Source organism: Rhodanobacter sp. G2-10 (assembly GCF_055809185.1).
Genome location: NZ_CM147900.1, coordinates 737,351 through 757,973, shown reverse-complemented (window position 1 = coordinate 757,973; position 20,623 = coordinate 737,351). Strand labels below are relative to the sequence as shown.

Sequence of the window (20,623 nt, the reverse complement as noted above, 5' to 3'; positions counted from 1 at the left end):
TCCTGCGCGCACGGTCTCCCCCTGGACCACCGCACTCATGCCACTACCCGACGTTTCGATTTTTCCACGCCTTCGGCGCGCACCAGCGCCGCGTCCAGATCGCGCAGCAGATCGTCGCCATCCTCGATCCCCACCGAGACCCTCAGCAAGCTGTCCGAGATGCCGGCGATGTGGCGCGCTTCTGCCGCCATCGACGCATGCGTCATCGTGGCCGGGTGCGCAATCAGGCTCTCCACGCCACCCAGCGATTCGGCCAGCGAAAAATTTTCGAGTCCATTGACGAAGGCCGCGATCTGGGCAAGCTCGCCCTCCAGCTCGAAGCTCAACATCGCGCCGAATCCCTGCTGCTGGCGCGAGGCCAGCGCATGGCCGGGATGACTCGCCAGCCCCGGGAAGTACACAGTGCGCACGGCCGGGTGAGCTTCCAGGTGCGCGGCGACGCGCTCGGCATTCTCCTGGTGCTGGCGCAGGCGTACGCCCAGCGTGCGCAATCCACGCAAGGTCAGGTAGCTGTCGAACGGCGCGCCGGTGAGACCCGAGCAGTTGGCCCACCACTGCAGTTGTTCGAGCACCGCGGCGTCGCGTGCCACCACCGCGCCACCGACCACGTCGCTGTGACCGTTGATGTACTTGGTGGTCGAGTGCAGGACCACGTCCGCGCCGAGCAGCAAAGGCTGCTGCAAGGCCGGCGACAGGAAGGTGTTGTCGACCACCAGCAAGGCGCCCACGGCATGCGCCGCCTGTGCCACGTGGCGGATGTCGGTGATGCGCAGCAGCGGGTTGGACGGCGTCTCCACCCACACCAGGGCGGGCTTGCGCGCCAGCCCGGCGGCCAGCGCGACGCTGTCGGTGAGGTCGGCGAACTCGACCTTGAATCGCCCCTTCTTCGCCCAGGCATCGAGCAACCGCCAGGTACCGCCATAGCAGTCATGCGCCGCCAGCACGGTAGCGCCTGCGGGCACCAGTTCCAGCGCCAGCGCCACTGCCGCCATGCCGCTGGCCGTCACCACCGCACCGGCCCCCTGCTCCAGATCCGCCAACGCCTCGCCCAGCAGGTCACGCGTGGGGTTGCCGCTGCGCGAGTAATCGTACGCGCGCTTGCGGCCGAAACCCTCGAAGCTGTAATTGGTCGACAGGTGCAACGCGGGCACCACGGCGCCGTGCTGGGTATCGCTCTCGATGCCGGCGCGCACGGCGCGGGTACAGGGGGTGGGCAGGGTCATCTCGATCTCCGGATTCTTGATCAATCGCTGAGTGCTGCTTGTCGTAGGGCGGGCTCTGCCCGCCGGCGGTTGGGGCGTCGCGTGTCACCGAAGAGCTGGCGGGCGGAGCCCGCCATGCGGGGCGTCGCTATGCCAGGGCTTCGCGCAGCAGGGGCGCGAGTTGTTCGGGTTCTTTCAGGAAGGCGTCGTGGCCGTACGGGGACTCCACCACTTCGAGCGTCGCCGCGCCGCGCAGGCGACGCTGCAGCTCGCACAGGTCGGCCAGCGGCACCAGGCGGTCCGACGGAAAGCCGATCAGGGTGGCCGGCGTCGGCACCTGCTCCGGCGCCACGTCGTGCAGGTCGATCGACTCCGACAGGGCAAGGAAGCGCTCGGCATCGAAGCGCTCCACGAAACGATGCCCCTGATGTTCGAGATAGTCCTCGACCGGGAAATGGAACCGGTCATCGCGCCGCTCGGGCGCACCGGCGAAGCGCCGACCGAACTCGGCACTGCCGCGATAGGTGGTGATCGCCAACTGGCGTGCCAGGGCGAGCGCCTCGTCGCCCCGCCCGCTGGCCTGGCCCAGCCGCACGATGCCGCGCTGCACGCTGCGCTGCGCGGTGCTGAGCGGATGCGGCCGGTGCGCGCCGGCCAGCAACACCAACCTGCCGACCCGACGCGCGTGCCGCGCCCCGAACGCCAGCGCCACCATCGCGCCATAGGATGAACCGACGAAGGCATGCGCCTGGGTCACGCCGAGCGCCTGCAGCAAAGCTGCCAGGGCGTCGGCCTGGTCCTCGCTGGATACCGCGTTGGCACCCAGTTGGGCCGCATCCAGCCAGTCGAAGGCCAGTACCCGCCAGCGCGACAGGTCGATCGCCGCGCCGTCGCCCACCAGCGCTTGCCACCAACCGGCAGGTGCCTGTTCGTCCAGGGCCGTGACGTTGCGATCAGCCGAAATGCCACCTTGCACGATCACGACGGGCGCTCCAAGCGTGCCGAACCACGCGTAGCTGACCTCGACCTCGCGCTGGCCCTCGCCATACTTCGGCGCGAGCGTCACGCGGCGCGTGCCGCGCTGCACGGCAACCTCCGGCTGGCTGCGCAGCGCCTCGAACATGCCCTCAAAGGTGGCATGACATTCTTCGACTCGACGGGTTTGGGTCTGCAGCGTCATGGCTCCTCTCCGGCAGGCATCGCTCCGCGGGTGCCGGAAAGGTCGTCACGGCGGCGGCAGCTGGCTGCTGCGGAACCGATGACGCCCATCTTCCGGCAGGTGCACCAGGCACCTCCGCAGGAGTTGGCACCGTGGCGGAAACATTCCGCAGGTTGCCCCGGCGTCAAAGGGCCTGTCCCTCAGCCGGTCTCGATGAGTGGGTGGATAGTGAGTGCTTCGATGGATGTTGTCAATAGACGTCTAAACATCTAAACGGCCATCTTTCATGCAAGGCGGATTGATCTGGTCAGACACGCTCATTCCAGACCGCCCTGCCGGCTCCGCAGGCCATATCTACGCTCCATGCGCCTGATGGCCAACCCCGCCTTGCAGCCCGGCGAGGGCGCGAGCAGCAACCGACCGCGCAGGGCACGGGCTGCACGAAGCGATTGGCCGCCACCGGCGATCCTGCTACCGTGACGCCCATGACCGCCCCTCCCGACCGCGCCGCCCTGCAGGAATCCCTGCATCGCGACGGCTTTGCCTTCCTCACTGCCGACAACATGCGTCACTTCCTGGGCAAGGAGGACATGGACGACTGGGAGGCATTCCGCGCCAGCTGGGATGACCTGGCGCCCGACACCTACCTGGCCAGGCTGGGCCGGCATCGGCGCCGGCGCCATGCCACGTTCACGATCGAGGCCGATGGCAGCGTGCAACGCGAGCCGCACCAGGCACATTGGCAGAGTGCGCGCTACAACCCCTTGCAGGGCGACATCCAGCGCTGGTTTCTGCCGATACGCCCGGTGATTTCCAGGGGCGCCAGCATGCGCGCGATCCTGCAGTTCGCACACGCGCTGTTTACGCCGATGAAGCCCGGCGGGCCACGGCGCTGGCATGTCGAGGCGCACCAGTTCCGGATCGAGGCTCGCGCCGACGAACCCGGCGAACCCACCCCCGAAGGCGTCCACCGTGACGGCGTCGACTACGTGCTGGTGATGCTGGTCGATCGGCTCAACATCGAGAGCGGCACGACGACGATTCATGCCGACGACGGTTGCATGCTCGGCAGTTTCACCCTCGCCCACCCGTTCGACGCCGCCCTGGTCGAGGATGCCCGCGTGTGCCACGGCGTAACGGCTGTCACACCGATCGATCCGACCCAACCCGCGCATCGCGACGTGCTGGTGGTGACACTGAAGGCGATCGAGCCGGCGACGGAGTAGGTGCGTCGCGGCGTTGCCGCCAAAGGTCGCGGCTGCAACACTTCGGCATCGACCGCGCCCCGGAGAACCCATGTCCACCGCCGCCCATGTCCTGATCGCGCTGATCGCCCTGCTGCACTTGTGGTTTCTGATCCTGGAGATGTTCTTGTGGACGCGGCCCTCCGGCCGGAAGGCATTCGGCCTCAGCCCGGAGTTCGCCGAACAGACCAGGGCGCTGGCCGCCAACCAGGGGCTTTACAACGGCTTTCTTGCCGCCGGACTGGTCTGGAGTCTGTGGCTGGGCGCCGACGGTTTGGCAATCAAGCTGTTCTTCCTCGGTTGCGTGCTGGTCGCCGGTGTCTTCGGCGGCCTGACCGCGGCGCGCAAGATCCTGTGGATCCAGGCGTTGCCGGCAGCGATCGCCCTGCTGCTGGTGTTCGTGTCGACGTGACCACGGCGCACGACGCGAATTCCGGCCGCGAGGCGGTCGGCCCTGGTTTCGATCCCGCCTTGATGCAGCATGCGCGTGAGCGCAGCTGGGCTGCTTTGCGGGGCATCCACCATCGCATGCACCCCGGCATCAGCGAAGCGGAGGCCAAAGTGGTGGCGGCCGAGGTGTTCGACGAGCTCGGTTGCGAGCGGCTGTGGCACCCGCCGCTGATCCGGATCGGCCCGAATACCACCAGGACTTTTCGCCAGCGCTCCGACCCGAACGTACGGCTCGGTGAAAACGACAGCTACTTCATCGACCTGGGCCTGGTTTTCAACGGGCATGAGGGCGATGTGGGTGACACCTTCGTGCAGGGGCACGCGCCGCAGCGGCAGGCGTGTGCCGAGGCGGCACGCGAGCTGTTCCGGGAGGTCGCCGCCAGCTGGCGTCACGAAGGATTGAGTGGGCGTGCCCTGTATGCCTTCGCGCAGCAGCGCGCGCAGGCCATGGGCTGGCGGCTCAACCACGCGATCAAGGGCCACCGGCTGAGCGATTTTCCCCATGCAATCCACCGCGGCGGGGACCTGGGCGACCTGGAGCAGGCTCCGGCCAGCGGCCTGTGGGTGCTGGAAATCCAGATTGCCCACCCGGACCAGCCGTTTGGCGCGTTCTACGAGGATCTGCTCGACCGCGCGACGTCGGCCTGAACCCGCCTTCGGTCAGAACCTGACGCACTGCGTCGCTGCCAGCGGGCGGCGTACCCGGCGCGTCAGCACCCGGTTTGTGGCGCGCAAGGCGCCAGCGAGGCGCCTCTCCGATCCCGGCCCAGCGCTTGGCATTGCCCATGCATGGTTTTTCGCGAAACGAATGGCGGCGACCCGGCTCCAGGCGGTCTGTCCAGCCTTTCAATACTTCCTTCGCGAGGACAGACACATGCTGGCAATGACGGGGAGCTCCCTTTCAGCATCCGATGAACACGGCGCTACGGTGCGCAACTTTCTCGAGCACGCCCGGGCGATCGCGGCCGGCGAGGCGGAAGGCGATGTGTTCACTTGGTTTCTCGCCACCGAGTACCAGTGGGAAATGGAATCGGCCTGCACCTGGCTGGTCGAGTCACCCGCAAGCCGGCTCAGCAGCGGCGAGAAGGAGACGCTGCGCCACTTCCTGCAGTGCATGCCGGAGATCCGCGCGGCCATCGCGGCCGGACGCAAGGCCGCGACAAAGCGCGCCGATCGCTCGCTGCAACCGGAATGGACCGACTGGCTGGAGCTGGCGTCGCTGCCGAGCTGGCACGACTTCACCGTGCGCACCGCCATCTTGCTGAGCCAGCTGGGTGAGCCGGCCAGAAACGACTGCCACTACGACGCCATCGCCTGAGCCGGCCCGGGCAGCGGAAGCCGCAAGGGAAGCGAACCGGGTCACGCGTAGCCTTCACGGCCACGCTCGTTACAATGGATGGCTTGCGAATGGGCGCTGTGGCGCCCATCGCCCCTTGGAACGGAGTTGTACCGTGGCCCGTCAGAAATCCCTGAAGCTTTTTCGCAACATCGGCATCATCGCCCACATCGATGCCGGCAAGACCACCACCACCGAGCGGGTGCTGTACTACACCGGCAAGAAGCACCAGATCGTCAATACGCACGAGACCAAGGACGGCAAGGGCTCCACCACCACCGACTACATGGAGCAGGAGCGCAAGCGCGGCATCACGATCCAGTCGGCCGCGGTGTCGACCGAGTGGAAGGGTCACCAGATCAACGTGATCGATACGCCGGGACACGTGGACTTCACAATCGAGGTGAATCGCTCGCTGCGCGTGCTCGATGGCGCGGTGGTGGTGTTCGACGGCGTCGCCGGGGTGGAGCCACAGACCGAGACCAACTGGCGTCTGGCCGATCAATATCACGTGCCGCGCGTGTGCTATGTCAACAAGATGGACCGCATCGGCGCCAATTTCGCCCATTGCGTGAAAGGCATACGCGAGCGCCTCAACGCGCCGGCGCTGCTGTGCCAGATTCCGTTGGGCAGCAGCGACGAGTTCTGCGGCATGGCCGATCTGGTCGCGAACGTGGCCTACATCTGGCAGTCCGATGACAAGGACAGCAAGTGGGAAACCGTTTCCTTCGAGGAGGCGAAGAACCGCCTGAAGTTCAGCTCCACCGCCGACAACGACTGGCTCGCCCAACTGCCCACGCTGCGCGAGGAAATGCTGGAGACCGCGCTGGCGATGGACGACGACGCCTTCGGTCGCCTGATCGAAACCGGCGAACACGATCCGGACATGCTGAAAAAGTGCATCCGCAAAGGCTGCGTCAGCGGCAAACTGGTGCCGGTGCTGTGCGGCTCGTCCTACAAGAACAAGGGCGTGCAGCAGTTGCTCGATGTGGTCGTGGACTACATGCCCTACCCCGGCGAAAACGGCGGCATCTCGATGGTCGACGAGGACGGCAACGTCATCGGCGAGCAGGAGGTCACCGACGACGCGCCGGCACGTGCGCTGGCCTTCAAGGTCATCAACGACCAGTTCGGCACGCTGACCTTCTGCCGCATCTATTCCGGCGTGATCAAGAAGGGCGACACCCTGCTCAACGTCACCCGCGGCAAGAAGGAGCGCGTGGGCCGCATCGTCGAGGTGCAGGCCGATCACACGCGCGAGATCGATGAAGTGCGCGCCGGCGACATTTGCGCCTTCGTCTCGATGAAGGAAACCGAAACCGGCGACTCGCTGTCCGACCCGAACCACCCGGCCCTGCTCGAACGCATGCGTTTCCCCGACCCGGTGATCAGCGTGTCGGTAGAACCGAAAAGCCGCAACGACGTCGACAAGCTCTCCACCGCGCTCTACAAGATGGTCAAGGCCGATCCGTCGCTGCAGATGGAAGTGGATCAGGAAACCGGCCAGACCGTGCTCAAGGGCATGGGCGAACTGCACCTGGAGATCACCATCGACCGCATGCGTACCGAATTGGGCGTGGACGCCAACATGGGCAAGCCCAAGGTCAGCTTCCGCGAAGCCTTCGGCCAGACTGTCGAGCACACCTACACGCACAAGAAGCAGTCCGGCGGCTCGGGCCAGTTCGCCGAGGTGAAGATGATCTTCGAGCCGGGCGAACCCGGCTCGGGCGTGATCTTTTCCGACGAGGTTGTCGGCGGTCGCGTACCGCGCGAGTACATCCCGGCGGTGCAGCACGCCATCGAGGTCGAGGCACGCCAGGGCCAGGTCGCCGGCTACGAAGTGCTGGACTTCAAGGCGCGCCTGGTCGACGGCAAATATCATGACGTCGACTCCTCCGCGCTGGCCTTCGAGATCGCTGGTCGCGCCTGTTTCCGCGAAGCGCAGCGACTGTCCAAACCAAAGTTGCTGGAGCCGATCATGAGCCTGGAGGTGGTGACCGAAGCCAGCTATCTCGGCGACATCATCGGCGACATCAATCGCCGTCGCGGCCAGATCACCGACCAGGGCCAGAAAGGCACGTCGGCCTTCGTGCAGGGCTTCGTGCCGCTGTCTGAAATGTTCGGCTACATCAACTTCCTGCGCTCGGCCACCAGCGGCCGCGGCAACTTCAGCATGATCTTCGATCACTACGAGGAAGTGCCTGCCAGCATGGTCGAGAAGCTGATGGAGAAGGAGGCGAAGTAAGCGCCGGACGATTGCCTCCAGGACATCCGTTTGCAAATTGACTTTCGCGCACATGAAGAACGGCGACGTACCGCTACGTCGCCGTTCTACATTCTGCTGGCGCAGAAATTACTGCTGCAATGCGTCAGCCGTTTCGGCATCCAGGTGGCCGGTCACGTCCAGCCCGCGGATCTTCTGGAATTTCCGGATCGCTGCCGAAGTACCGGGCCCGGACAATCCGTCGACCTTGCTGGTGTACAAGCCCAACGATGCCAGCTTGCGCTGGGCATCCGCCACGGAGAGATTCCCGGCGGACGAGGGATGGGCGCCATCCACCGCAAGCGCACCGCCGGTACCCAGCCCGCCGGCCACGCGCTGCGGCGCGTACTCCCGAACGGACTTTACCATCTGGTTGTAGGAGTCCAGGAACGCCGCTGCAATGACCTTGCCTTCTGGCGTCTTGCTGTAGGCGCCAGCGGCACCTGCACCACCTATGCCGCCCAGCGCCCCTCCGAAACCGAAGTCGGTGTTCTTCGCGCTTCCTTGCGAAATGGCCACCTGCACGCCGGAGCGGGTGTCGGTGAGCATCAGCGTGGTGGATGCCTCGCTGCTCTTCATCGAACCCACCACGGCCCCGATCAGCGCGCCGTATCCGCCAGCCAGACCACCCAGCGCCGCCGCACCGCCGCCGCCAGTGCTCTCGGAGAACTGGATGCTCGGTGTCACCACATAATCGGCCGCCACCATCTGACCCTTGCCGAAACGACTGTTGCCGCGCATTTCGCCGGAAGCGGCAAGGTCACGCTCCTGCATCATCGAGCCCATCGCACGCCCGCGATCCACCACCACAAAGCAATTGCTCTGCTGGATCATCAATCGAATGAGCGGCGTGGTTGCCGGCAGGTGATACTGATTGGTCAGCACGGCATACCAGGGAGTGCCCGTATCCTCTTCGACCGCCAGCGTGCCGAGCGGGCGGTCGCAGTGCTCCAGCGTCTTGTTGGCGTCCGTGCTGTTCGCGCCACCCGCCGACCCGCCGACCGGGTTCTTTCCGCCGCCCGTGGTCAAGGTGGCGCAGCCGCTCAGCGCAAGCACGGAACCCAGGCCGAGTGCCAACAACGTCCGCTTTACCGATTCAATTCGCATAACAGCTCCATTCTTCCAAGGGATGATTCGGGCGTGTACAGATCCGACTCCGCCACGGTCCGTGCGGAAATCGAATGCGATGAAAAGCCCCCATGCGGACCAACAATTTGCCGAGATGCCGACACGGCCAGACACGGCTCGACGCATTGATCCGGGCACGACAAGTCCGTGCCTCGTGCCGCGAACGGCACCCGCTCAACACGCGGGAGCCACCAACAGCTCGCCTATTTTCCCTTGGAAGAGGTGTCGCAATCTGGCGACAAACCACCCTGCCTCCTGCCAGATTTCCGGCAGCGGTCATGTAGCGGATTCCCGACACGGAGTCGGCGTTGCACCACGAATCGTTCCGGTCCGCTTACGCCGCCATGCTCATCCGGCGAGATGCTCATACAGGATCACCACGCCCACGCCGATCAGGATGATGCCGCCGAGCACTTCCGCGCGCTTGCCGACCATCTCGCCCAGCACGCGACCAAGCATGATGCCCAGCGTCACCATGCCGAACGTGCACAGGCCGATCACCACCGCGACCAGTGCGATCGGGACGTCGACGAAAGCCAGCCCCATGCCCACCGCCAGTGCGTCGATGCTGGTGGACAGGCCGGTGAGCGCAAGGGCGACGAAGCCATGCTTCCTCGCCTCGTCGACCGGCTCCGCCGACTCCGGCTTCAGTCCGTTCCGGATCATGTGCAGGCCCAGCACCAGCAGCAGGCCGAAGGCGACCCAATGATCCCAGGCCTCGATGTAGCGCGAGGCACCCTTGCCCAGCAGCCAGCCGACCACGGGAGTGATCGCCTCGATCACGCCAAAGATCAGACCGGCGCGCAGCGCCTGACCGAGACGCGGCCGGGTCATGGCCGCGCCCTTGCCGATCGCCGCGGCAAACGCGTCGGTGGACATGGCAAAGCCGAGCAAAAGGATGGAAACGGGATTCATGGCTATCCGGATCGGTCGGGCTAGGCGCAACGGCACGACAGCGCGCCCCACCGAGGTGACGCCGTCAGCCGTTGGTCTCGCCAACCAGGATCGGTGTCTTCGCCACGGCAGGCTTGCCGAGCATGTTGACGAAGACGCCTCGCACCAGCGAGGCAGGCTACTCCCCAAGGGGTATCGTGCTGCCGGCATTGCCGACAGCACGACGGCAAGATTAGCACGCTGCCGCCGCGATCCCAGGGGGCAGATGCAAGCGTGCGATCCGCCGCGCATACTCGAGCCTTGCCAAAGCCATGCACAGGGTATTTCGAATGAAAGCAGCACGCGCCATCGGCTCCGCCACCGCAGCCACCCTGGCCTTCTGTGCCAGCATCGGACTGGCACACGCCGGCACCAGCGCCGCGGCGTTGCCCGACACCATGGCCACACTGAAGCACGCAATCAGCATCCCCACGGTGGAAGGCAAACACCAGGTACCGGTGCTGGCTGCCTATCTGGCCGACAAGCTGAAGGCCGGTGGTTTCGCCGCCGGCGATGTCGAGATCATCCCGGTGGGCGAGACGGCCGCCCTGGTCGCAGTTTATCGCGGTACCGGCCAGCGCAAGCCGATCCTTTTGTCCGGGCACATGGACGTAGTCGCGGCCAACCGCAAGGACTGGACCCGCGACCCGTTCACCCTGATCGAAGAGAACGGTTACCTCTACGGCCGCGGCAGTGCCGACATGAAAACCGCCGTGGTGGTGCTGGTCGAGACCCTGATCCGGCTCAAGCACGAGGGCTTCAAACCACGTCACGACCTGATCCTGCTGCTGTCCGGCGATGAGGAGACCACGATGGCCTCCACCCGCGAACTGGCCAAGCGCTATCACGACGCCGAATTCCTGCTCAACGCCGACGCCGGCGGCGGCACGCTTGATCCAGCCACCGGCAAGCCCCTGCTGTACCAGATCCAGGCTGCGGAAAAGACCTACGCAGACTTCCAGATCGGCCTGACCTCGCCGGGCGGCCACTCCAGCGAACCCAACCACGACAACGCCATCTACCGACTCGCGCGCATTATTGATCGCGTTGCCGCCTACCAGTTCCCGCCGAAGAGCAACGAGATCACCCTAGCCTCCCTGCGCGCGCTCGGCGCCCACACGCCCGGCCCGCTGGGCGCCGCGATGACCCGATTCGCCGCTCACCCCGACGATGCCGCGGCCGCTGCCATCATCTCGGCCGACCCCGCCTACGTCGGCCAGGTCCGTACCACCTGCGTAGCCACCATGCTCAACGGCGGCCACGCGCTCAACGCCCTGCCGCAGAGCGCAACCGTCAACATCAATTGCCGCATCTTCCCCGGCACCTCGGTCGCCAGCGTGCGCGACACCCTGATCAAGGTGATCAACGACAAATCCGCCACCGTCACCGTGCAACCACCACCGCCCGTCGCCAGCCCCGCCTCACCGCTGCGCAAGGACGTGATCGCCGCCGTCACCGCCGCCGTCCACGCCCGCTTCCCCGGCGTGGAAATCGTCCCCGGCATGTCCGCCGGCGCCACCGACAGCATGTACTTTCGCAACGCCGGCGTGCCCAGCTACGGCATCGATGCCGCCTTCACCAAGCCTGACGACACGTTTGCGCACGGGCTCAACGAGAAGCTGCCGGCGTCGGAAGTCGAGGCGGGATTGGAGTTCTGGCATCGGGTGTTGGTGCAGTTGGCAAAGTGAGGTGGGTAGCGGAGCTGGCGTCATGTCGGCTCCCGGCCTCGGACGGATGCTGGAACAGCTGAATCTGACTCCGTTTTCGGGGTGCGGCATGCGACCGGCCGCCACAATCCCTGGCGGGACTCACTGAAGTTATCAGCAGATGATATATAGCCATGTCAAAGGAAGACGTGGGACTGGAAACGCTGCTGTTGCTCAACGGCAAAATCTACGGTCAGGGCAACGGTTGCCGGATCAGGCTCGAGGCATGGCGTATCGAGGCGAACGAGCATGTGCCACACGGCATACGCTGCGCTGACACTGCGTGACCGTTGCGGCACGCGGTTACCCGGTTTCGACAAGGCGCATGCCGTCAAGCCACCAACGCGCAAGCGTTAGGCAGGTCGGCGGCTGGCCTATGACCATCGCCATCGTCACGTCAGCGACAAGGGCGTGCCGTACGAATTCACCAGCCCGCCGCAGTTGCTGGAGGACTTCTTCAACGAAGTCGATCGCGTACTTGGGGAAACGAAGTCATGAAAAAGTTGGTCATCGGCATCGCTCCCGACAAACTATCCGCGCCCGCGCACTGGCCATGGCGCGCGGCGATCACAAGCCACGTCCCAGCGAGCCGAAGATCTGGTTCACCTCCATGCGCTCACTCGCCGAAGTGTTGTCCGACGACAACCGTGCGCTGCTGCGTGTGATCAGGGAACAGAAGCCCGAGTCACTGACCCAGCTCGCGGAGTTCACCGGTCGCGCGCCCAGCAACCTTTCGCGGACGCTCAAGACGATGGAACGCTATGGACTGGTCGAGCTGCGTCGCACGATGCGTAACGTACGGTCAGTCGCCACAGCCAGTGAGTTCGTGATTCAGGCGGCGTGAGGTCGACGATTCAGATGAACCTGACCTTTTGTTTTCCGGTCGTTCCCCGAACCCGGGGCCACGGGGAAATCAGTCGGCGGACAACTTGCGTTGCGGCTGCCCCGCGGCTCTGCCTTGCGTGGCCTTGCGGATGGCATCAGCCAATTCCTGCCGGCCATAGGGCTTGCTGAGCCGATCCACCGAAACTCCCACCGCGTCGATATCCGTGTAGCCAGAGGCCAGGATCACCGGAAGCTCAGGCGAGCGGGAGCGGATCGCGTCGATCAGCTGTGTCCCGCTCATCCCGGGCATCGCGTAATCCGTGATCACCAGATCGATCTCGGCATCACGCAGCACCTCGAGCGCGTGCTCGCCGGATTCTGGCCTCGACGGGTTCATGCCCCATGATTTCCAACAGCATGGTCAAGGTGGTCAGGATCAAACCATCGTCATCAACAGCGAGGATCCGCAGACCGCTGCCGTCGGCAGGGGCGCCGTGTTCGAGTAGCTCCCCGGCGCATTCTTCCGGCTCGCCGGAAGCGGCGGGAAGCCACAGCTCGACTGTCGTTCCGTGTCCAAGCCGACTCTTCACGACCAGGCATCCCTTGGACTGTTCGGCCAGGCCGTGAACCATCGAAAGTCCCAGACCGGTGCCCTCACCGACACCTTTGGTGGTGAAAAACGGTTCGACCGCGCGCTCCAGAGTCTCCTGGTCCATGCCGATCCCGGTGTCGGACACCGACAGGCACACATACGAACCCGCAGGAAGCTTGGCCTTGCCGCCGTCGGTCACCCGTTCCATTCGCGCACGCACATCGATGCGTCCGCCTTGCGGCATGGCGTCGCGCGCATTGACGATCAGGTTCATCAAGGCCAGCTCGAGCTGGTTGGCATCAACCAGGGCGCGCTCCAAGTGAAGTTGGAACGTCGTCTCGATGGACACACCCGAGCCTATCGAACGCCGCAGCAGGGAAGCCATGCCGTGCACCAGCGAGGGAATGTCCACCGGCGTGGGATCGAGCTGCTGTCGCCGGGCGAAAGCAAGCATTCGCTGGGTCAGCGCAGCCCCACGTTGCGCGCCCGCAATGGCGTTGTCCAGCAAGGTCCGCGCCCGGGTCCCCGGTGGCAATGTTTCACCGAGCAAGTCCAGATTGCCTATCACGGCCATCAGCAGATTGTTGAAATCGTGCGCGACGCCGCCGGTAAGTCGGCCGATGGATTCCATCTTCTGCGCATGGAACAATTCCTCACGCGCCAACGCCAGCTGCGCATCAGCCTTGCGCTGTTCGGTGACATCGCGGGTGATCTTGGCAAAGCCAAGCAACTTCCCATCGGGGCCGCCAACGCGATCGATGACCACGTGCGCCCAGAACAGATCGCCATTCTTCCGCACGCGCCAGCCTTCGGACTCGGTGCGGCCTTTCTCCGCGGCCAGCTGCAGGTTGCTGGCCGGGATGCCCTTGGCCTGGTCTTCCGTCGTGTAGAACGTGCTGAACGACCGACCCAGGATTTCCTCTTCCGTATAGCCCTTGATGCGTTCGGCGCCGATGTTCCAGCTGCAGACATGGCCCTCGGTGTCGAGCATGTAGATCGCGTAGTCCGTCACGCTCTGCACGAGCAGGCGGAACTGCTCGGCGGACCCGGTCAGCAGGCTGGTCTCATGCGGGGCGGTCAAGGGCATCGGGATAGGTTTGGACGGGAGTTCGTGAGTCTAAGCCGAGTTTGCGTGAAGGACGGATCAAGTTGCGATCGAGCATCGGTCCACCGCGCGGGCAAGCGCCGTCCCGCTGCCGCATGAGCAGCCCGATCGCTGATCCGCGCTACAATAGCCGGTTCGCATTCCATCCAGCCGCGCCTCATGCCCAGTCACCTCCAGGAAACCCGCCGCCGCCGCACTTTCGCCATCGTCAGCCACCCTGACGCGGGCAAGACGACGCTGACCGAAAAGCTGCTGCTGTTCGGCGGTGCGATCCAGATGGCCGGCTCGGTGAAGAGCCGCAAGACGGCGCGGCATGCCACCTCGGACTGGATGGCGCTGGAGAAGGAACGCGGCATCTCGGTGACCTCGTCGGTGATGCAGTTCCCGTACGAAGGCAAGATCATCAACCTGCTCGACACCCCGGGGCACGCGGACTTCTCCGAGGACACCTACCGCGTGCTGACCGCAGTCGACTCGGCGCTGATGGTGATCGACTGCGCCAAGGGCGTGGAGGAGCGCACGATCAAGTTGATGGAGGTGTGCCGGCTGCGCGACACGCCGATCATGACCTTCATCAACAAGCTCGATCGCGAGGGCCGCTCACCGATCGAGTTGATGGACGAGGTGGAGTCGGTGCTGGGCATAGCCTGCGCCCCGGTGACCTGGCCGATCGGCATGGGCAAGCGGCTGAAGGGCGTATATCACCTGATCCTGGACGAAGTGCATATTTTCGAGCCGGGCAAGAACTTCACCCGCCAGGACTCGACCATCTTCCAGGGTCTGGATGCACCGGGCTTGCTGGAGCGTGTCGGCGAGGCGGCGATGGCCGAACTGCGCGAGGAACTGGAACTGGTGCAGGGCGCCGCGCCGTCGTTCGATCTGGACGAATACCTGGCCGGCCGGCAGACTCCGGTGTTCTTCGGCTCGGCCGTGAACAATTTCGGCGTGCAGTTGCTGCTGGATTTCTTCGTCGAAAACGCGCCCTCGCCGCGTCCACGCGACACGCTCACCCGCATCGTGCAGCCGGAGGAGGAAAAACTCACCGGCTTCGTGTTCAAGATCCAGGCCAACATGGATCCGGCCCATCGCGACCGCGTGGCCTTCATGCGGGTGTGCTCGGGCACCTACAACGCCGGCATGAAGATGCAGCAGACCCGTACCAACAAGGAAGTGCGCATCGCCAACGCGCTGACCTTCATGGCCAGCGACCGCGAGATCGTGGAAACGGCCTACCCCGGCGACGTCATCGGCTTGCACAATCACGGCACCATCACCATCGGCGACACCTTCACCGAAGGCGAGGCGGTGCGCTTCACCGGCATCCCGAATTTCGCGCCGGAATTGTTCCGTCGTGCCCGCCTGCGTGACCCGCTGAAGATGAAGGCGCTGCAGAAGGGCCTCGCCCAGCTTTCCGAAGAAGGCGCCACCCAGTTCTTCCGGCCGCTGATGTCGAACGACCTGATTCTTGGCGCGGTCGGCGTGCTGCAATTCGACGTGGTGGCCTACCGGCTGAAGGACGAATACAACGTCGACGCCACGTTCGAACCGGTAACGGTGTCGACGGCACGCTGGGTGCACTGTGACGACGAGAAGACGCTGGAAGAGTTCACCGAAAAGAATGCCATGAACCTGGCCATCGACGGCGCCGGCGAGCTGGTCTACATCGCGCCGACCCGCGTCAACCTGCAGCTGACCCAGGAGCGCTGGCCACAGGTGCGTTTCGCCAACACGCGGGAACACGCGGCGGCAGTGGACGCTTAGCCGGTAGCTTGCACAGACGCGGAACGGTCGGCAGGCAGACAGAGCCCGCCCTACGATTGCCGCGCCGTAGGGCGGGCTCTGCCCGCCGGCTTGTCCGGATTCCGCCTTCTTCGTGCTGTGCATCGACGCTGGTCGCTGCTACGTTTGCGACTCTGCTTCAGGGGAATCCGCATGCCCGCCAGCACCATCGCCTTTACCACCCCACCCGACGCGCCGCGCTGGCAGCGCTGGCTGGTGTTGTCGCCGGCAGCACGCATCGTGTTCTTCGCCGCGATGTTGATCGGCTTCGGAGTCGTGGTCGACGGGTCGGTGGCGATGCTGGGATGGACCGGAAAGTCGGCCAACCCGCTGCTGCATGCCGTGGCCGGCCTGGGCACGCGGTTGCTGCCCGCGCTAATTGCCTACTTGATCCTGGTGAAGCTGATCGAGCGGCGTCGCGTTCTTGAATTGTCGCCACGCGACATCCCCGGGTTCGGGGGCGCTGGCCTGGTCTCCGGCGCCGTACTTTTCAGCGTGGTGGTGGCCGTACTGTGGCTGGTCGGCAGCTACCACGTCAGCGGTACCAACCCGCAGGTGGACTGGTTGCCCGCGGTGCTGGTGGCCGGCATCGGCGCGGGCATTGGCGAGGAGATCGTGGTCCGCGGCGTGTTGTTCCGCATCGTCGAGGAAGGCCTCGGCAGCTGGTGGGCCTTGTTGATCTCAGCGCTGTTTTTCGGCGCCGCGCACATCGCCAACCCGGCCGCCACCCTGTGGAGCTCGGCTGCCATCGCGATCGAGGCTGGCATCTTGCTCGGCTTGCTTTACGCTGTCACCCGTTCGCTGTGGACCTGCATCGGACTGCATGCAGCATGGAACATCATGCAGGGCACCGTGTACGGCATCCCGGTGTCAGGCGGGAAGGTTGACGGCTGGCTGGTTTCGCACCGCACCGGACCGGACTGGCTCAGCGGTGGCGCGTTCGGTGCCGAAGCATCGGTGATCGCGCTCGCGACGTGCCTGGCGCTTTCGGCAGGGCTGCTGACTTTGGCATTGCGGCGTGGCTCGCTGGTGCGCTTCAGGTTCGGTCGACGCAGCCGATAAACCCGGGATGGGTGCTGAACCAAACCGGCTGGCGATTGCGGTCTGATCCTTGCGTCAATCATCCTGTTGGCGCGGTGTCGCAACCGGGCGTTCCCATCCATCCGGCACAGGTTTCCCCATGGCCACCACCAACCGACAATCGAGCGCCCCTCCGAGGAGGAATCTGTGGCTGGCCAACCAGCCCTTGCAGCGCAAGGTGATGCTGGCCGTCGGTTTGCTGCTGGTCCTTTTCCTTACCGCCAACATCATCATCATGAGTTCGCTGCGCCAGCAGGAAACCAACCGGAAATGGTCCATCCACACTTATCGCGTGCTGCTGCAGATCGACAACGTACTGCGCGCGGCACAGACCCGTCAGGTCGCCGCACGCGGCTTCCTGCTCACTCCGTCCGCAAGCGAACTTGAACGGTTCACGCAATCCGGACACGATCTTGAACGTCGTATCGGCGATCTGCGCAAACTGGTGTCCGACAATCCGTTGCAGCAGGCACGGCTGGACACCATCGAATCACTTGCCGCGCAGTTGCAGAACGAGGTACTGGAGCGCGGCATCCGCCCGATGCAGCGACTGGACCCCGCCGATCCGGCAACCGGTGCGGAGCGACTGCGAGTCCAGGCCAACTACATCCAGCATCGCACCGTGCGCGTCCGCGATCTGGAAGCCACGCTGAATCAAATGGCGGCCGAGGAAGACCGGCTGCTGGCGGAACGCAACCAGGCGCTGGACCAGAACCTCGATCGGGTCAAGATCATCAATGCGGTGGCCATCGTGCTGGGCATCCTGCTCGCCCTTGCCGTGATACGCCTGACCACGCAACTCGTGGTGCGTCCGCTGCGACGTCTCACCGACAAGATGACCCGGCTGGCCAACCACGATCACGATTTCGACATCCACCGATTGAACCGGCTCGACGAAGTCGGCGAGATCGCGCGGGCGCTGCAGGTATTCAAGCAGATGTCGCTGGACAGCGAGGCGCAGAGCTGGGTGCGCTCCACTGTATCGGATATTTCGCGCGTGCTGCTTCAGGCCACCACACACCGCGAGTTCGCACAATGGTTGATCAATGAGCTGGTGCCCCTTTGCGGTGCGGGCATCGGGCTGTTCTACGCATTCGACGATGCAAGCCAGCGACTGGATCTGCTCGGCAGCTACGGCCTTCGCCTCAGCAACCGCTCGGCCGAGCACTACATGCCGGGCGAGGGTCTGGTCGGTCAGTGCGCGGTGGACCACAAGCCCGTGTTCCTGGAAGACGTGCCGACGGACTACCTGCGCATCGATTCCGGCAGCCTCGATGCGTTGCCCCGCCATATCGCGATCCTGCCGGTGCTCTATCGCGACACGCTGATCGGCGTACTCGAACTGGCCAGCCTCGCCCCGCTGACGTCATTGCAGCGGAAGCTGCTGGACGAACTGCTGCCGCTGGTCGCGCTGACCCTGGAAAACCTCAACCAGGCCGTGCACACACAGGGACTGCTGGCGCAGACGAAGGAGCAGGCAGACGAGCTGCGCGTCTCCGAGCTGGTGATGCGCCAGCAGAAGGAAGTATTGCGCGACCGCAACGAAACCCTGCAGACCAAGACCACCGAGCTTGAAGAGCAGTCGCGCAAACTGATCGCCTCGGAAGACGAACTGCGCGAGCAAGCCGAAGAGCTGCGTTCGTCCAACGAAGAGCTGCGCGAGATGACCGACAGCCTCAATCGGCAGCGTTACGTGCTCGAGGATCTTCAACAGGAAACTGCCGACAAGGCCGCCGAACTGGCCCGTGCCAGCCAGTACAAGTCCGAATTCCTGGCCAACATGTCGCACGAACTGCGCACGCCACTGAACAGCCTGTTGATCCTTTCGCGCAGCCTTGCGGAGAATGAAACCGGCAACCTCGACGAGGAACAAATCGAGTCGGCACGTATCATTCACGACGCCGGCAACAGTCTGCTGCACCTGATCAACGACATCCTCGATCTGTCCAAGGTCGAGGCGGGCAAGATGGAGCTGGTGATCGCGGATTTGACCATCGCCGATCTCGGCAAGCGGCTGCAGCGCACGTTTGCCCATGTTGCCGTCGACAAGAAGCTGGATTTCAGCGTGTCGATCGATCCCGGCCTGCCCGCGGTGCTCGCCACCGACAGCGGCAAGCTGGAGCAGATCGCCAACAACCTGCTCAGCAATGCGTTCAAATTCACTGCGCGTGGCTCGGTGACAGTCCACATCGGGCGACCACCGGACGATCTCGAGCTTCCCGCGGAACTGTCCGGCCGGCGCGTGCTGGCGCTGACCGTGGCCGATACCGGCATCGGCATCCCCGAAGACAAGCTCGGTCGCATCTTCAGCGCCTTCGAGCAGGCTGACGCCAGCACCAGCCGCCAGTTTGGCGGCACCGGCCTGGGTCTTGCGCTTTCGCGGCGGATGGCGCAGCTGCTGGGCGGCGACGTGGTGCTGCAAAGCGAACCCGGTCGCGGCAGTCGTTTCACCCTGCTGCTGCCGGAAGCTCCGCCCAGTCAGGGTCCGCGCGCAGCACGGCTCGAGCACGACGCCAGCGAAAGCGCCCGGCCGCAGCCGTCGCCACATCTGGTGGAGCTCCCCATTCCGGACGATCGTGATTCACTGCAGGCGGGCCAGGTAACCATCCTGGTGATCGAGGACGACCCCGCCTTCGTGCGCATCCTGCTGGACATGATCCACCGCCGCGGCTATCGCGCGCTGGCCGCGATGGATGGAGAATCCGGGCTGCAACTGGCGCGTATCCATCGCCCCAACGGCATCCTGCTCGATGTCGGGCTGCCTGTGATGGACGGCTGGACGGTGCTGGACCGGCTCAAGGCCGACGAGGCCACCCGCTCGATTCCGGTCCACTTCGTCTCCGTCAGTGACGACAGTAGTCAAAGCGTGGAGCGGGGCGCCGTCGGCTTTCTGACCAAGCCGGTCAGTCGCGAATCGATCGCCGCCGCACTGGATCGCCTGTTGTCGCTCGACGAGGGCACGCAGCGACACGTTCTGGTGGTCGACGACGATGCCGATTCGCGCAAGGCGGTGCGCTTCGCGCTGAAGGCGGATCACGTAGGCATCGACGAAGCGGAAAGCGCAGAAGAGGCCTTGCCGAAAATCGCCGCCACGCATTACGACTGCATCGTGCTCGACCTGGGCCTGCCCGGCTTGTCCGGCCTGGAGCTGTTGCAGCAGCTGGGCTCCACCCCGAACGCGACGCCACCGGTCGTGGTGTATTCGGGCCGTGACCTGAGCGAGCAGGAGAGGCGGGAATTGCAGCGCTATGCCGAAGCCATCGTGGCCAAGGGAGCCCGATCCACCGGGCAGCTGCTGGAGGAAGTCGGCCGCTTCCTGCGTGACATCCACGCGCCCGCGACGGTCGAACCGAGCCGTCCGTCCATCGAGGCGCTGGCGGGGCACCGCGTGTTGCTGGTGGATGACGACATGCGCAACCTGTTCGCCTTGTCCAAGGTACTGCGCGGCTGGGGCATGCACGTCAGCATGGCGCAGGACGGCCCCAAGGCGCTCGGCGCCCTGGAAACCGAGCCAGCGCCCGACGTGGTGTTGATGGACATCATGATGCCGGGCATGGACGGCTACGCGACGATCCACGCCATACGCGAAAAACCCCGTTTCGCCACGCTGCCGATCATCGCCATCACCGCCAAGGCGATGGCGGGAGATCGCGAAGTGTGCCTGGACAAGGGTGCCAACGACTATCTGTCAAAGCCGATCGATATCGACAAGCTGGCCGCGACGATCCAGGCCTGGCTGGCGCCGACGGCGTGATTCCGGCCCCATCCACCAGGCCTCATCAACATCGGCTGCCGCTGCACGGACACGTCTTCGGTGGCGG

17 protein-coding genes and 2 riboswitches are annotated in these 20,623 nt (G+C 65.0%); of the genes, 11 read left to right on the top strand and 6 right to left on the bottom strand.

Annotated features, from left to right (window positions below; translation table 11 throughout):
• Positions 1-35 precede the first annotated feature (35 nt).
• The gene (gene metB, locus AC0L58_RS03340) at positions 36-1,223 is read right to left on the bottom strand and encodes a cystathionine gamma-synthase (RefSeq protein WP_473686672.1); all 1,188 of its coding nucleotides are present in this window, start codon (positions 1,221-1,223) and stop codon (positions 36-38) included.
• Between the two features lie 127 nt (positions 1,224-1,350).
• Entirely contained in the window at positions 1,351-2,325 is a 975-nt protein-coding gene (gene metX / locus AC0L58_RS03335) for a homoserine O-succinyltransferase MetX (protein ID WP_473688545.1), read from the bottom strand.
• A gap of 139 nt (positions 2,326-2,464) precedes the next feature.
• Positions 2,465-2,581, bottom strand: a riboswitch (SAM riboswitch).
• 265 nt (positions 2,582-2,846) lie between these two features.
• Between metX and AC0L58_RS03330 the strand changes: the two genes are divergently transcribed.
• The 5 genes from AC0L58_RS03330 (at position 2,847) to fusA (ending at position 7,636) form a co-directional block, all read left to right on the top strand.
• Positions 2,847-3,587 (top strand): 2OG-Fe dioxygenase family protein, encoded by a 741-nt coding sequence (locus AC0L58_RS03330; RefSeq protein ID WP_473686670.1) that lies wholly within the window; start codon positions 2,847-2,849, stop codon positions 3,585-3,587.
• A gap of 70 nt (positions 3,588-3,657) precedes the next feature.
• Entirely contained in the window at positions 3,658-4,017 is a 360-nt protein-coding gene (locus AC0L58_RS03325) for a DUF1304 domain-containing protein (RefSeq protein WP_473686668.1), read from the top strand.
• On the top strand, positions 4,014-4,703 hold the full coding sequence (locus AC0L58_RS03320) for a M24 family metallopeptidase (protein ID WP_473686666.1): 690 nt from the start codon (positions 4,014-4,016) through the stop codon (positions 4,701-4,703). The genes AC0L58_RS03325 and AC0L58_RS03320 overlap by 4 nt, the downstream gene beginning before the upstream one ends.
• 280 nt (positions 4,704-4,983) lie before the next feature.
• Positions 4,984-5,373, top strand: coding sequence for a hypothetical protein (locus AC0L58_RS03315; RefSeq protein ID WP_473686664.1), 390 nt, complete (start codon positions 4,984-4,986; stop codon positions 5,371-5,373).
• Between the two features lie 133 nt (positions 5,374-5,506).
• Positions 5,507-7,636 carry an elongation factor G gene (gene fusA / locus AC0L58_RS03310; protein ID WP_473686662.1) on the top strand — a complete coding sequence of 710 codons (2,130 nt, stop codon included), beginning with the start codon at positions 5,507-5,509 and terminating at the stop codon, positions 7,634-7,636.
• A 108-nt stretch (positions 7,637-7,744) separates the two neighbouring features.
• On the opposite strand, the gene AC0L58_RS03305 is transcribed toward fusA, so the two are convergent.
• The gene (locus tag AC0L58_RS03305) at positions 7,745-8,761 is read right to left on the bottom strand and encodes a peptidoglycan-binding protein (protein ID WP_473686660.1); all 1,017 of its coding nucleotides are present in this window, start codon (positions 8,759-8,761) and stop codon (positions 7,745-7,747) included.
• A gap of 369 nt (positions 8,762-9,130) precedes the next feature.
• A complete protein-coding gene (locus AC0L58_RS03300) occupies positions 9,131-9,697 on the bottom strand; it encodes a manganese efflux pump MntP (protein ID WP_473686658.1) in 567 nt (188 codons plus the stop codon).
• Between the two features lie 6 nt (positions 9,698-9,703).
• A riboswitch (yybP-ykoY riboswitch) is annotated at positions 9,704-9,875 on the bottom strand.
• Positions 9,876-10,005: 130 nt separating this feature from the next.
• On the opposite strand from AC0L58_RS03300, the gene AC0L58_RS03295 reads away from it, so the two are divergent.
• The 3 genes from AC0L58_RS03295 to AC0L58_RS03285 all read left to right on the top strand — a co-directional run bounded on the left by AC0L58_RS03295 (position 10,006) and on the right by AC0L58_RS03285 (position 12,265).
• Positions 10,006-11,403, top strand: coding sequence for a M20/M25/M40 family metallo-hydrolase (locus AC0L58_RS03295; RefSeq protein ID WP_473686656.1), 1,398 nt, complete (start codon positions 10,006-10,008; stop codon positions 11,401-11,403).
• A gap of 152 nt (positions 11,404-11,555) precedes the next feature.
• Entirely contained in the window at positions 11,556-11,708 is a 153-nt protein-coding gene (locus tag AC0L58_RS03290) for a hypothetical protein (protein ID WP_473686654.1), read from the top strand.
• Between the two features lie 89 nt (positions 11,709-11,797).
• Entirely contained in the window at positions 11,798-12,265 is a 468-nt protein-coding gene (locus AC0L58_RS03285) for an HVO_A0114 family putative DNA-binding protein (protein ID WP_473686652.1), read from the top strand.
• 69 nt (positions 12,266-12,334) lie between these two features.
• Here the strand turns inward: AC0L58_RS03285 and AC0L58_RS03280 are convergent, their stop codons facing one another.
• Positions 12,335-12,601, bottom strand: coding sequence for a response regulator (locus AC0L58_RS03280; RefSeq protein ID WP_473686650.1), 267 nt, complete (start codon positions 12,599-12,601; stop codon positions 12,335-12,337).
• Complete coding sequence (locus AC0L58_RS03275) at positions 12,591-13,919, bottom strand: two-component system sensor histidine kinase NtrB (RefSeq protein WP_473686648.1); 1,329 nt, start codon at positions 13,917-13,919, stop codon at positions 12,591-12,593. The genes AC0L58_RS03280 and AC0L58_RS03275 overlap by 11 nt, the downstream gene beginning before the upstream one ends.
• 183 nt (positions 13,920-14,102) lie before the next feature.
• Here AC0L58_RS03275 and AC0L58_RS03270 point away from each other — a divergent pair, with 183 nt between their 5' ends.
• The 3 genes from AC0L58_RS03270 to AC0L58_RS03260 all read left to right on the top strand — a co-directional run bounded on the left by AC0L58_RS03270 (position 14,103) and on the right by AC0L58_RS03260 (position 20,556).
• Positions 14,103-15,704, top strand: coding sequence for a peptide chain release factor 3 (locus AC0L58_RS03270; protein WP_473686646.1), 1,602 nt, complete (start codon positions 14,103-14,105; stop codon positions 15,702-15,704).
• Between the two features lie 171 nt (positions 15,705-15,875).
• Positions 15,876-16,784, top strand: coding sequence for a lysostaphin resistance A-like protein (locus AC0L58_RS03265; RefSeq protein ID WP_473686644.1), 909 nt, complete (start codon positions 15,876-15,878; stop codon positions 16,782-16,784).
• 118 nt (positions 16,785-16,902) lie between these two features.
• A complete protein-coding gene (locus AC0L58_RS03260; RefSeq protein ID WP_473686642.1) occupies positions 16,903-20,556 on the top strand; it encodes a response regulator in 3,654 nt (1,217 codons plus the stop codon).
• Positions 20,557-20,623: the final 67 nt, after the last annotated feature.